Below are 13,770 nucleotides of genomic sequence, written 5' to 3' on the forward strand. Positions count from 1 at the left end.
GCGCGGGTTCGGGCGTCAGGCAGGCAGGTGCCAGTTCGGGGCGACCGGAACCGGAGCCCGCCCGCGCCGCCGTACGACCCGGGCAGCGATCCCCAGCCCGACCGCGACCAGCACCAGCACCACCCCGAGCATGATCGCCGTACCGATGAGGGCGGGCACGGCGTAGCTGTCGCTCGCGCGCCCGCGGATCTCGGACTCGGCGAAGCTGCCGCCCCGGTCGTCGAGAAAGGCCCGCGAATCGAGGGCGTTCCCCCGGTTGTCACCCAGCAGGAACAGCCGCCCCTCGGGAACCCGGACGTCGTAGGCGGGAATCCCGGACCCGCCGCTCGCCTCCCCGCCCTTCAGATACGGCTCCTCGATCGGCTTCCCGTTCACGGTGACGCGCGCGGCCGTCCCCGTCCCGGTGCAGCAGGCCACGCGGTCGCCGCCCACTCCGATGACCCGCTTGACCACCAGCGCGTCGAAGCCGTACCGGTCCGGCGCCGAGAGCAGCACGACATCACCGCGCCGCACCTCGCTCCCGTCGGTCCGCTCGTAGAAGATCCGGTCACCCGGCTCGTACGTCGGCGTCATGCTCTCGCTCGACACCACGGCGCCACCGAGACCGACCCGCGCATACGCGAGCCCGCCCAGCCCCAACACCAGCCCCAGCAGCCCCACTACGACGGCCGCGACCCCAAGTCTTCGCCCAGCCCCGGACATTGCACCCCTCCCCATACGGCTTCTCCTCACCGGGCCCGTCCCCTTGCGACCCCTCAGCGGGCGGGAGCGTAGCTGGCCTCTGTGAACGGGCGGTGCGGGTCCGCGCCCAACCCCTGGGCGCGGACCCGCTCGACGCGGCTAACCGACCTCGCGCAGCACGCCGAGCACGGCCGACTCGTCCGGCGCCGCCAGCAGCCGCTCCCGGAACTCCGCGTTCATCAACTTCCGCGACAGCAGCGCCAGAATCCGCAGATGCTCGTCACCCGCGGCCGCCTCCGGTACGGCGATCATGAACACGAGCCTCGCCTTCGTACCGTCCGGAGAGTCCCACTCGACGCCCTCCGCGGACCGCGCGAAACCGACGACCGGCGCACTCACCGCATCCGTCTTGGCATGCGGAATCGCGATCTCCTCACCGAGCCCGGTCGTCCCCTGCGCCTCCCGCCGCAGCGCCGTCGCGACGAGCTCCTCCGGATCCACGACCTTCCCGGTCCGCCCCAGCAGCTCCGCCATCTCTCGGATCGCGGCCTCCTTGTCGGCGGCCCCGAGCCGAACCTTCACGGTCTGCTCGGTGAGATAGCCGGAGAGGACGTCGCCGGAGTCGCCGTCGCCTTCGGCCTCGTCCGCAGATTCGGCCTCCTTGGCTGTGTCAGCCCCGTCGGCACGGTCGCCCGGCACGGCGGCGCCGGCGGACTCGGCCGGGCCGGCCTGCTTCGGCACGCCCCCGACGCCGGCACTACCGCTCGCGCCCGTTCCGGCCCCGGCACCCGTCGCACCGACCCCGGCCCCCACCAGCACGGCCTCACGCGCACCCACGCCCAACGCGAGGCGCGATTCCCCACGCCGCCTGCGCTCGGCCAGGTCGACGAGGGCGACCGTGGTCAGCGCGGTGACGGCCGAACCGATCACCACCGCCACGAAGAACATCGGCACCCCGCTCACCGCACCCAGCACGGCCACGATCGGCCCGCCGTGCGGCACCGCGTCCTCGACGCCGGCGACCCCGGCGATCGCACCGGCGACCGCGCCACCCAGCATGTTGGCGGGGATGACCTGCGCGGGCCGCGCCGCCGCGAACGGGATCGCGCCCTCGGAGATGCCGAAGCAGCCCATGAACAGCGAGGCGAGCCCGGTCTCCCGCTCCTGCTCGGTGTACAGCCGCTTCCGTATCAGCGTGGCCAGGCCCTGCCCCAGCGGCATGACCGGGATCGCGGCCGCGCACATGCCCATGACCGTCTGGTTGCCGGTCGCGATGAGCCCGGCGCCGAACAGGAACGCCGTCTTGTTGACCGGCCCGCCCATGTCGAACGCGATCATGAGGCCCAGAATCGCCCCGAGCAGGATCGCGCTCGTGCCGGTCATTCCGCTGAGCCAGTCGGTCAGGTTCTCGAACACCCAGGAGATCGGCTTGCCGATGACGTAGATGAAGAACATGCCGAGCGCGGTGGTCGCCACGATCGGGATCACGATGATCGGCATGATCGGCCGCGCGAACTTCGGGACCGGGACCTTCTTGATCCACAACACCAGATACCCGGCGAGGAACCCGGTCACGATCGCACCGATGAACCCGGCGCCCGCCTTGGAGTCGTACAGCTCACCGGTGTTGGCGATCCAGCCACCGACCATGCCGGGCACGAGCGCGGGCCGGTCGCCGATGGCATACGCGATGTAACCGGACAGGATCGGCACCATCAGCGTGAAGCCGATGACGCCGATGTTGTTGATGTCCATCCAGAAGGAGTCCTTCGGGATGACCAGACCGCCCGACGGGTCCGTGTGCCCGCCGAGCGACAGCGAGATCGCGATCAGCAGTCCGCCGACCACGACGAACGGGATCATGTAACTGACCCCGTTCATCAGCGCCTTGTACCCGACGCTCCGTTCCTTGCCGCCGGACGCGGGGGCCGTGGGGGCACCCCCCGGTGTGTGCACCGGCGCCGACATCACACGCTCGATCAGCTGCTCCGGGTGACGAATGCCCTCGGCCACGCCCACGGTCAGCACCCGCTTGCCCGCGAAACGGCTCAGGTCCACGTCCTTGTCCGCGGCGACGATGACGCCGTCGGCATGTTTGACATCGTTGTCATCGAGAACGTTTTCAGCCCCGATGGATCCCTGCGTCTCCACCTTCATGTCGATGCCGCGGCTCTCGGCGGCCTGCGCGAGCTTTTCAGCCGCCATGTACGTGTGGGCGATGCCGGTCGGGCACGCGGTCACGGCGAGCAGCCTCAACCGCTGCTGCTCGCCGTCGCCGCCGCCCGTGGGGGGAGGGCCGGCCGGAATGGTCACGTCGATCTCCTAACGCCTTTGTCGTGCGGAAACGCCGTCCCAGGCGCCCGCAAGATCGATCAGATGTTCCGATCTCCAGGCATCCTGCCCCACCTCCCCGCAGGCTCATAGGGCCGGAATTCCCGGAACGTCCCGGTCTGCCGCCACCTGTGAACCGTTCGTTGGTGTCCTGTTATCGCTCCCGCACGCGACCGTCACCTGACCTGCCGCCCGCCTCCGAGCGGCCCCTCTCCTCACCCACCCTTGGACCCCTTGATGGCTCGATCTGTTCGGAGGTGGACTGGGGGCGGCCGGGCGTCCCGGTGTAGCTTGGGACAGAGCCAGACGTCGCTGCTGATGGCGGTCGGGCGGTCCCGACAAGGACCGGCCGAGGGAGAGAGGGCCTCCGACGGACTGCGCTGCGCGTACGCGGGCATGCCTGTGTCCTCTTCGGGCACCCCGGTGTCCGCCGCCGCGCAGACCAGCCGTACCCACCCTCGCCCCAACCCCGAGGAGCAGCTCGTAATGACGACTGTCGAGAACCGACAGGACTTCAAGGTCGCCGACCTCTCCCTGGCCGCGTTCGGCCGCAAGGAGATCACCCTCGCCGAGCACGAGATGCCCGGCCTGATGGCGATCCGCAAGGAGTACGCCGAGGCCCAGCCGCTCGCCGGCGCCCGCGTCACCGGCTCCCTGCACATGACGGTGCAGACCGCCGTCCTCATCGAGACCCTGGTCGCCCTCGGCGCCGAGGTCCGCTGGGCGTCCTGCAACATCTTCTCCACCCAGGACCACGCCGCCGCGGCGATCGCCGTCGGCCCGAACGGCACGCCCGAGAACCCGCAGGGCGTCCCGGTCTTCGCCTGGAAGGGCGAGACCCTGGAGGAGTACTGGTGGTGCACGGAGCAGGCCCTGACCTGGCCGAACACCCCCACCGGCGGCCCGAACATGATCCTGGACGACGGCGGTGACGCCACCCTCCTCGTCCACAAGGGCGTCGAGTACGAGAAGGACGGCAAGGTCCCGGACGTGGACACCGCCGAGTCCGACGAGCACCGCGTCATCCTCGAACTCCTGCACCGCACCATCACGGACGGCTCGCAGAAGTGGACCCAGCTGGCGTCCGAGATCCGCGGCGTCACCGAGGAGACCACGACCGGCGTCCACCGCCTGTACGAGATGCAGCGCGACGGCGACCTCCTGTTCCCGGCGATCAACGTGAACGACGCCGTCACCAAGTCGAAGTTCGACAACAAGTACGGCTGCCGCCACTCGCTCATCGACGGCATCAACCGCGCCACCGACGTCCTGATCGGCGGCAAGACCGCGGTCGTCTGCGGCTACGGCGACGTGGGCAAGGGCTGCGCGGAGTCCCTGCGCGGCCAGGGCGCCCGCGTGATCATCACCGAGATCGACCCGATCTGCGCCCTCCAGGCGGCGATGGACGGCTACCAGGTCACGACCCTCGACGAGGTCGTCGACAAGGCCGACATCTTCATCACCACCACCGGTAACAAGGACATCATCATGGCCTCGGACATGGCCAAGATGAAGCACCAGGCGATCGTCGGCAACATCGGTCACTTCGACAACGAGATCGACATGGCCGGCCTCGCCAAGTTCCCGGGCATCGTCAAGGACGAGGTCAAGCCGCAGGTCCACACCTGGACCTTCTCCGACGGCAAGGTACTCATCGTCCTGTCCGAGGGCCGCCTGCTGAACCTGGGCAACGCGACCGGTCACCCGTCCTTCGTGATGTCCAACTCCTTCGCCGACCAGACGCTGGCGCAGATCGAGCTGTTCACCAAGCCGGAGGTCTACCCGACCGGTGTGTACACGCTGCCCAAGCACCTGGACGAGAAGGTCGCCCGCCTCCACCTGGACTCGCTCGGCGTGAAGCTGACGACGCTCCGCCCGGAGCAGGCCGCCTACATCGGCGTCGAGGTCGAGGGCCCGTACAAGTCGGACCACTACCGCTACTGAGCCGAGCCGGCTCCGCGCGACCCGCGGCGCCGCCGAGCCGGACCGTCCGAGCCGGGTTGCCGTACGACGACACTCGTACGGCAACCAGCGGCGACAGCGGTCCACTGACCCGGCGCGACCCGCTTCGCAGCGGCAGTACCTCCGAGGCAGGCCCCCGCACCCCCGTGCCGGGGGCCTGCCTCTTTGGCCCGCATGGCCGGCCCACGTAGCCTCATCTGCCGAAGTGGCCGGGACCAGCCCGTCCGTCAGCCCCCAGGACCCCGATGCCCCGCGGCCGTTATTCGCTCCACGATCCGCACGATCACACCCCCCTCGCTGAAGAACACTTCCACTGCGCCCCCGGCCCTTCCGGCTGGCGCTACGTCGCCCAGCTGACCACCCCCGCGGGCGATCACAGCGGCTCCGTCGACCTCGCCCTGGACGAACTCGGCCGCCCCATCCGTCTCGAGCTCCACGCCGGCGGCTGGCAGGTACGCGGCGCCGCTCTGGACGGCGTCACCTGGGTCCGCACCGACCCCACGGGAGTCCACGCCACGGAAGGCAATGTGCGCGCCCACGCCTTCACCGGCACGTCCCCCGCGTTCCTCATCGCCACCACCCGTCTCCTCCGCCTCACCCCTTCCGGCTCGGCAACCCGTGTCCGCCTCGTGGCCTTCACGGACCCGGTCCTCGCCCCCCGTACCGTGGACCAGTCCTGGGCCTTGGTGGAAAGACAAACACACGCCACTGACAACGGCCCCCTGACCGTGGACGAATACCAGGTCACAGCCCTGGACACCGGCGAGCAGCACGCCGTGCACATCGCCGGCGACGTGGTCCTCTCGGCACCCGGCATCGAGCTGGAGGACCTGGAATCCCCACCGTCCCCGCTCGCCTGATCCGCTCAGGCGGGAGGAGCGAAGCCCGTGGCAGGCGGCTCGTCCTGCGGCACCGGAGGAGCCGGCTGCCGTACGACGTCAGGCGCGACGGGCGAATGCCCCGCACCGGCCGGCGGCACGTACGGAACCCCGGCCGGGGGCACATGCGGAACTCCGACCGGAGCAGCAACGCCTCCGCCGTACGCGGCAGGCGCCGGTGGCGGCGGCGCAGCCAAAGCCGCCCCATTACCGAAGGCGCGCCGTGCCTCCCGAGCCTGCCGCTCCTGAAGAACCGCGGCCAGATAGGCGGCCGGCGGCACGTCGTGCGGCGCCGGAGCGCCCGTGCGCCCCGCGAGGTCCGTCGCGAGCCGCTCCGCCATGCTCCAGGCAACCTGCGGATCGAGCTGCTGCATCCGCGTCAGGTACTGGCGAATGGCCAGCCACAGCCCATCGGGCACCGCCGACAGGTCGAGCCCGGCGAACCGCCCGGCCAACCACGGCGGAGGCGGCGGAACGAAGCCCGTACGCGTCACGGGGATGCGTTCCCGAACGACGAGAGTTCCGGCGAACACGTCACCGAGCCGCCGCCCGCGCGCGGACACCAGCGAAGCGATGACGGCGACAACCCCGAGCGTCATCAGAATCTCGATCACACCGATGAGACCGCGCACCAACGCATGCCGGAACCGGATCGGCCCGCCGTCGTCCCGCACCACCCGCAGCCCGCAGGCCAACTTCCCGAGTGAACGCCCATGACTGAGCGTCTCGACCGCGATCGGCCCGCCGACCAGCAGCAACACGAACATGGCGATGGACAGCGCGGTCTGCGCGGCCTCGTCCAGAGAGGCGGTGGCGATCACGACGCCCGTCGTCACGACGAGGTAGGCGATCAAGGCCACGGCCAGATCGAGCAGTACCGCCAGCGCCCTGCTGGGCAGCTTCGCAGGGCGCAACTCCAGCGCCACCGCCTCGCCCGTCACCAGCTCACTCACGCCGACCGTCCTTCCCCTGACCTGCCCTCGGAATGGCCAGTCTGCCAAGCTGAGGGCGCATCGCGCCGCAGTACGACAAGCTGACGTCCAACGACGAGTCGCCGACGAACAGCCGGGGAGCAGGAAAGCAGATGGACCTCGACGTCTTCGTCACCGCCCACCGTGCCGAGTGGGACCGCCTCGACGCCCTGCTCGGGCGCCAGCGCCGACTGACCGGCGCCGAGGCCGACGAACTCGTCGTCCTCTACCAGCGCACCGCCACCCACCTGTCCCTGATCCAGTCCAGCGCACCCGACCCCCAGCTGACGGGCCGGCTCAGCCAACTAGTGGCACGCGCGCGTAGCGCGGTCACAGGCACCCGCCGCGCCTCCTGGAGCGACGTCACCCGCTTCCTGGCCTACGGCTTCCCCGCCGCGGTCTACCGCGCGCGCCACTGGTGGGTACCTACGGCGCTCCTGTCCACCTTCGTCGCGGCCCTCCTGGGCTGGTGGATAGGCACCCACTCCGAAGTACAGGCCACCATCGCGGCCCCCAGCGAACTACGCGAGCTCACCCGCCCCGGCGGCCAGTACGAGACGTACTACTCCAGCCACCCCGCGGCCTCCTTCGCGGCCCAGGTCTGGACGAACAACGCCTGGGCAGCCGCCCTCTGCCTGATCCTCGGCGTCTTCCTGGGCCTCCCGGTCCTCTGGATCCTCTTCCAGAACATGCTGAACCTCGGTGTCGGCTTCGGCCTGATGTCCTCAGCCGGACGCCTGGACACCTTCCTCGGCCTCGTCCTCCCGCACGGCCTCCTCGAACTGACCGCGGTCTTCGTAGCCGCCGGCACTGGTCTGCGCCTCGGCTGGACCCTCATCGACCCGGGCCCCCGCACCCGACGCGCGGCCCTCGCCGAGGAAGGCCGCGCCGCGATCGGCATGGCAATTGGCCTAGCGCTCGTCCTCTTCGTCTCCGGCGCCATCGAAGGCTTCGTCACCCCGTCGGGCCTGCCCACCTGGGCACGCATCACCATCGGCGTCGTCGCTGAACTGGCCTTCCTCGCATACGTCTTTGTCCTCGGCGGCCGTGCCGCCCGCGCCGGCGACACGGGCGACCTCGATGAGGCCGAACGCAGCGCCGCCGTTCCGACGGCCGCCTGATGTGCGTGCACGCCTGCTGAGCTGCTAGTCTCCTCTTCGCCCCACAAGAGCCGTTGACACGGAGCGAGTGGGGAGGTAGATTCGAACAGTTGCCTGGAAGTGGATATAGTCCCATCGGGCAGAGTGAGTGTCTGTCTGCTTCAGTGGAACTTCGATTCCCAAGAAGCCCCCCTCCCGATGATTTCGGAAATGAACGGCCGGTCAGTCCGGCCCGAAACTTCTGATAAAGTCGGAGTCGCCGGAAAGGGAAACGCGAAAGCGGGAACCTGGAAAGCGCCGAGGAAATCGGATCGGAAAAGATCTGATAGAGTCGGAAACGCAAGACCGAAGGGAAAAGCCCGGAGGAAAGCCCGAGAGGGTGAGTACAAAGGAAGCGTCCGTTCCTTGAGAACTCAACAGCGTGCCAAAAATCAACGCCAGATATGTTGATACCCCGTCTCCAACCGTTCGGTTGGGGCGAGGTTCCTTTGAAAAAACACAGCGAGGACGCTGTGAACCGGGAGACTATTCCTCTCCTGGTTCCGCTCTCGTGTGTGTGCACCGGATGACCGGTAAACATTCACGGAGAGTTTGATCCTGGCTCAGGACGAACGCTGGCGGCGTGCTTAACACATGCAAGTCGAACGATGAACCACTTCGGTGGGGATTAGTGGCGAACGGGTGAGTAACACGTGGGCAATCTGCCCTTCACTCTGGGACAAGCCCTGGAAACGGGGTCTAATACCGGATAACACTCCTGTCCTCCTGGACGGGGGTTAAAAGCTCCGGCGGTGAAGGATGAGCCCGCGGCCTATCAGCTTGTTGGTGAGGTAATGGCTCACCAAGGCGACGACGGGTAGCCGGCCTGAGAGGGCGACCGGCCACACTGGGACTGAGACACGGCCCAGACTCCTACGGGAGGCAGCAGTGGGGAATATTGCACAATGGGCGAAAGCCTGATGCAGCGACGCCGCGTGAGGGATGACGGCCTTCGGGTTGTAAACCTCTTTCAGCAGGGAAGAAGCGAAAGTGACGGTACCTGCAGAAGAAGCGCCGGCTAACTACGTGCCAGCAGCCGCGGTAATACGTAGGGCGCAAGCGTTGTCCGGAATTATTGGGCGTAAAGAGCTCGTAGGCGGCTTGTCACGTCGGGTGTGAAAGCCCGGGGCTTAACCCCGGGTCTGCATTCGATACGGGCTAGCTAGAGTGTGGTAGGGGAGATCGGAATTCCTGGTGTAGCGGTGAAATGCGCAGATATCAGGAGGAACACCGGTGGCGAAGGCGGATCTCTGGGCCATTACTGACGCTGAGGAGCGAAAGCGTGGGGAGCGAACAGGATTAGATACCCTGGTAGTCCACGCCGTAAACGGTGGGAACTAGGTGTTGGCGACATTCCACGTCGTCGGTGCCGCAGCTAACGCATTAAGTTCCCCGCCTGGGGAGTACGGCCGCAAGGCTAAAACTCAAAGGAATTGACGGGGGCCCGCACAAGCAGCGGAGCATGTGGCTTAATTCGACGCAACGCGAAGAACCTTACCAAGGCTTGACATACACCGGAAAGCATTAGAGATAGTGCCCCCCTTGTGGTCGGTGTACAGGTGGTGCATGGCTGTCGTCAGCTCGTGTCGTGAGATGTTGGGTTAAGTCCCGCAACGAGCGCAACCCTTGTTCTGTGTTGCCAGCATGCCCTTCGGGGTGATGGGGACTCACAGGAGACCGCCGGGGTCAACTCGGAGGAAGGTGGGGACGACGTCAAGTCATCATGCCCCTTATGTCTTGGGCTGCACACGTGCTACAATGGCAGGTACAATGAGCTGCGATACCGTGAGGTGGAGCGAATCTCAAAAAGCCTGTCTCAGTTCGGATTGGGGTCTGCAACTCGACCCCATGAAGTCGGAGTTGCTAGTAATCGCAGATCAGCATTGCTGCGGTGAATACGTTCCCGGGCCTTGTACACACCGCCCGTCACGTCACGAAAGTCGGTAACACCCGAAGCCGGTGGCCCAACCCCTTGTGGGAGGGAGCTGTCGAAGGTGGGACTGGCGATTGGGACGAAGTCGTAACAAGGTAGCCGTACCGGAAGGTGCGGCTGGATCACCTCCTTTCTAAGGAGCACTTCTCACCAACTCCGGTTGGTCAGAGGCCAGTACATCGGCGAATGTCTGATGCTGGTTGCTCATGGGTGGAACGTTGATTATTCGGCCGATCTTCTGGGTCGGAGGCTTGCCAGTACTGCTCTTCGGAGCGTGGAACGCATGATCTCCGGACAGGGTCCGGCCGGGCACGCTGTTGGGTGTCTGAAGGTACGGCCGGTCAGGCTGCCTTCAGGTGCCGGCCCCAGTGAACTCGCTGATGACAGCGGGGTGATGGGTGGCTGGTCGTTGTTTGAGAACTGCACAGTGGACGCGAGCATCTGTGGCCAAGTTTTTAAGGGCGCACGGTGGATGCCTTGGCACCAGGAACCGATGAAGGACGTGGGAGGCCACGATAGTCCCCGGGGAGTCGTCAACCAGGCTTTGATCCGGGGGTTTCCGAATGGGGAAACCCGGCAGTCGTCATGGGCTGTCACCCTTGTCTGAACACATAGGGCAAGTGGAGGGAACGCGGGGAAGTGAAACATCTCAGTACCCGCAGGAAGAGAAAACAACCGTGATTCCGGGAGTAGTGGCGAGCGAAACTGGATGAGGCCAAACCGTATACGTGTGAGACCCGGCAGGGGTTGCGTATGCGGGGTTGTGGGATCTCTCTTTCACAGTCTGCCGGCTGTGAGACGAGTCAGAAACCGTTGATGTAGGCGAAGGACATGCGAAAGGTCCGGCGTAGAGGGTAAGACCCCCGTAGTCGAAACATCAGCGGCTCGTTTGAGAGACACCCAAGTAGCACGGGGCCCGAGAAATCCCGTGTGAATCTGGCGGGACCACCCGCTAAGCCTAAATATTCCCTGGTGACCGATAGCGGATAGTACCGTGAGGGAATGGTGAAAAGTACCCCGGGAGGGGAGTGAAATAGTACCTGAAACCGTGTGCCTACAAGCCGTGGGAGCGTCGGATATGTGCTTGCACATATCTCGTGACTGCGTGCCTTTTGAAGAATGAGCCTGCGAGTTTGCGGTGTGTTGCGAGGTTAACCCGTGTGGGGAAGCCGTAGCGAAAGCGAGTCCGAATAGGGCGGTATAGTAGCGCGCTCAAGACCCGAAGCGGAGTGATCTAGCCATGGGCAGGTTGAAGCGGAGGTAAGACTTCGTGGAGGACCGAACCCACCAGGGTTGAAAACCTGGGGGATGACCTGTGGTTAGGGGTGAAAGGCCAATCAAACTCCGTGATAGCTGGTTCTCCCCGAAATGCATTTAGGTGCAGCGTCGTGTGTTTCTTGCCGGAGGTAGAGCACTGGATAGGCGATGGGCCCTACCGGGTTACTGACCTTAGCCAAACTCCGAATGCCGGTAAGTGAGAGCGCGGCAGTGAGACTGTGGGGGATAAGCTCCATGGTCGAGAGGGAAACAGCCCAGAGCATCGACTAAGGCCCCTAAGCGTACGCTAAGTGGGAAAGGATGTGGAGTCGCAGAGACAACCAGGAGGTTGGCTTAGAAGCAGCCACCCTTGAAAGAGTGCGTAATAGCTCACTGGTCTAGTGATTCCGCGCCGACAATGTAGCGGGGCTCAAGCGTACCGCCGAAGTCGTGTCATTGCAGCAATACTCCCAACGGAGGCTGTGATGGGTAGGGGAGCGTCGTGTGCCGGGTGAAGCCGCGCCGGAAGGCAGTGGTGGACGGTTCACGAGTGAGAATGCAGGCATGAGTAGCGATTCACACGTGAGAAACGTGTGCGCCGATTGACTAAGGGTTCCTGGGTCAAGCTGATCTGCCCAGGGTAAGTCGGGACCTAAGGCGAGGCCGACAGGCGTAGTCGATGGATAACCGGTTGATATTCCGGTACCCGCTGTGAAGCGTCAAACATCGAACCCATTAATGCTAAGGCCGTGAAGCCGCCCTGGAGCCTTCGGGCAAAGGGGAGTGGTGGAGCCGCCGAACCAAGGTGGTAGTAGGTGAGTGATGGGGTGACGCAGGAAGGTAGTCCATCCCGGGCGGTGGTTGTCCCGGGGTAAGGGTGTAGGACGTCAGGTAGGCAAATCCGCCTGACATGTGTCTGAGACCTGATGCCGAGCCGATTGTGGTGAAGTGGATGATCCTATGCTGTCGAGAAAAGCCTCTAGCGAGTTTCATGGCGGCCCGTACCCTAAACCGACTCAGGTGGTCAGGTAGAGAATACCGAGGCGTTCGGGTAAACTATGGTTAAGGAACTCGGCAAAATGCCCCCGTAACTTCGGGAGAAGGGGGGCCACGTCCGGTGATTGGATTTACTCCATGAGCTGGGGGTGGCCGCAGAGACCAGCGAGAAGCGACTGTTTACTAAAAACACAGGTCCGTGCGAAGCCGTAAGGCGATGTATACGGACTGACGCCTGCCCGGTGCTGGAACGTTAAGGGGACCGGTTAGCTCCATTTCGGTGGGGCGAAGCTGAGAACTTAAGCGCCAGTAAACGGCGGTGGTAACTATAACCATCCTAAGGTAGCGAAATTCCTTGTCGGGTAAGTTCCGACCTGCACGAATGGCGTAACGACTTCTCGACTGTCTCAACCATAGGCCCGGTGAAATTGCACTACGAGTAAAGATGCTCGTTTCGCGCAGCAGGACGGAAAGACCCCGGGACCTTTACTACAGTTTGATATTGGTGTTCGGTTCGGCTTGTGTAGGATAGCTGGGAGACTGTGAACTCTGGACGCCAGTTCAGGGGGAGTCGTCGTTGAAATACCAGTCTGGTCGTGCTGGATGTCTAACCTGGGTCCGTGATCCGGATCAGGGACAGTGTCTGATGGGTAGTTTAACTGGGGCGGTTGCCTCCTAAAGAGTAACGGAGGCGCCCAAAGGTTCCCTCAGCCTGGTTGGCAATCAGGTGTTGAGTGTAAGTGCACAAGGGAGCTTGACTGTGAGACCGACGGGTCGAGCAGGGACGAAAGTCGGGACTAGTGATCCGGCGGTGGCTTGTGGAAGCGCCGTCGCTCAACGGATAAAAGGTACCCCGGGGATAACAGGCTGATCTTCCCCAAGAGTCCATATCGACGGGATGGTTTGGCACCTCGATGTCGGCTCGTCGCATCCTGGGGCTGGAGTCGGTCCCAAGGGTTGGGCTGTTCGCCCATTAAAGCGGTACGCGAGCTGGGTTTAGAACGTCGTGAGACAGTTCGGTCCCTATCCGCTGCGCGCGCAGGAATATTGAGAAGGGCTGTCCCTAGTACGAGAGGACCGGGACGGACGAACCTCTGGTGTGCCAGTTGTTCTGCCAAGGGCATGGCTGGTTGGCTACGTTCGGGAGGGATAACCGCTGAAAGCATCTAAGCGGGAAGCCTGCTTCGAGATGAGTATTCCCACCCACTTGATGGGGTAAGGCTCCCAGTAGACGACTGGGTTGATAGGCCGGATCTGGAAGCACGGTAACGTGTGGAGGTGACCGGTACTAATAGGCCGAGGGCTTGTCCTCAGTTGCTCGCGTCCACTGTGTTGGTTCTGAAACCACGAACAGCCCCGCATCCCGGGTTTCTGGGGTGTGGTGTGGCATGGTTCGACAGTTTCATAGTGTTTCGGTGGTTATAGCGTGAGGGAAACGCCCGGTTACATTCCGAACCCGGAAGCTAAGCCTTACAGCGCCGATGGTACTGCAGGGGGGACCCTGTGGGAGAGTAGGACGCCGCCGAACAAATTTTAGGAAAGGCCCACGCCGTATGGCGTGGGCCTTTCTGCGTTTCAGGCGCCGTGCATAAGCCCTCCTGTAGAAGGGCCTGCAATTCCTT

At 64.8% G+C, this 13,770-nt stretch carries 6 protein-coding genes and 3 rRNA genes; 6 read left to right on the forward strand and 3 right to left on the reverse strand.

Going from position 1 to position 13,770, the window contains the following annotated elements; translation table 11 throughout:
- Window positions 1-15 precede the first annotated feature (15 nt).
- Window positions 16-702 (reverse strand): signal peptidase I, encoded by a 687-nt coding sequence (gene lepB, locus CP983_RS26150; RefSeq protein ID WP_150502172.1) that lies wholly within the window; start codon window positions 700-702, stop codon window positions 16-18.
- A 138-nt stretch (window positions 703-840) separates the two neighbouring features.
- Entirely contained in the window at window positions 841-2,994 is a 2,154-nt protein-coding gene (locus CP983_RS26155) for a fructose-specific PTS transporter subunit EIIC (protein ID WP_150502174.1), read from the reverse strand.
- Between the two features lie 504 nt (window positions 2,995-3,498).
- On the opposite strand from CP983_RS26155, the gene ahcY reads away from it, so the two are divergent.
- Both ahcY and CP983_RS26165 read left to right on the forward strand, forming a co-directional pair.
- The gene (gene ahcY / locus CP983_RS26160) at window positions 3,499-4,956 is read left to right on the forward strand and encodes an adenosylhomocysteinase (protein WP_150502176.1); all 1,458 of its coding nucleotides are present in this window, start codon (window positions 3,499-3,501) and stop codon (window positions 4,954-4,956) included.
- A gap of 263 nt (window positions 4,957-5,219) precedes the next feature.
- Complete coding sequence (locus tag CP983_RS26165; RefSeq protein ID WP_150502177.1) at window positions 5,220-5,834, forward strand: hypothetical protein; 615 nt, start codon at window positions 5,220-5,222, stop codon at window positions 5,832-5,834.
- 5 nt (window positions 5,835-5,839) lie between these two features.
- On the opposite strand, the gene CP983_RS26170 is transcribed toward CP983_RS26165, so the two are convergent.
- The gene (locus tag CP983_RS26170) at window positions 5,840-6,805 is read right to left on the reverse strand and encodes an RDD family protein (RefSeq protein ID WP_150502179.1); all 966 of its coding nucleotides are present in this window, start codon (window positions 6,803-6,805) and stop codon (window positions 5,840-5,842) included.
- A 131-nt stretch (window positions 6,806-6,936) separates the two neighbouring features.
- On the opposite strand from CP983_RS26170, the gene CP983_RS26175 reads away from it, so the two are divergent.
- From CP983_RS26175 to rrf, 4 genes are all read left to right on the forward strand, one after another.
- Window positions 6,937-7,944 carry a stage II sporulation protein M gene (locus CP983_RS26175; RefSeq protein WP_150502181.1) on the forward strand — a complete coding sequence of 336 codons (1,008 nt, stop codon included), beginning with the start codon at window positions 6,937-6,939 and terminating at the stop codon, window positions 7,942-7,944.
- Window positions 7,945-8,502: 558 nt separating this feature from the next.
- Window positions 8,503-10,028 (forward strand): 16S ribosomal RNA (locus tag CP983_RS26185).
- Window positions 10,029-10,340: 312 nt separating this feature from the next.
- Window positions 10,341-13,460: ribosomal RNA gene (locus tag CP983_RS26190) — 23S ribosomal RNA — on the forward strand.
- Between the two features lie 99 nt (window positions 13,461-13,559).
- Window positions 13,560-13,676 (forward strand): 5S ribosomal RNA (gene rrf / locus CP983_RS26195).
- Together the 16S, 23S and 5S rRNA genes form the textbook arrangement of a ribosomal RNA operon.
- The last annotated feature ends 94 nt before the right edge of the window (window positions 13,677-13,770 follow it).

This window comes from Streptomyces chartreusis, assembly GCF_008704715.1.
GTDB lineage: Bacteria > Actinomycetota > Actinomycetes > Streptomycetales > Streptomycetaceae > Streptomyces > Streptomyces chartreusis.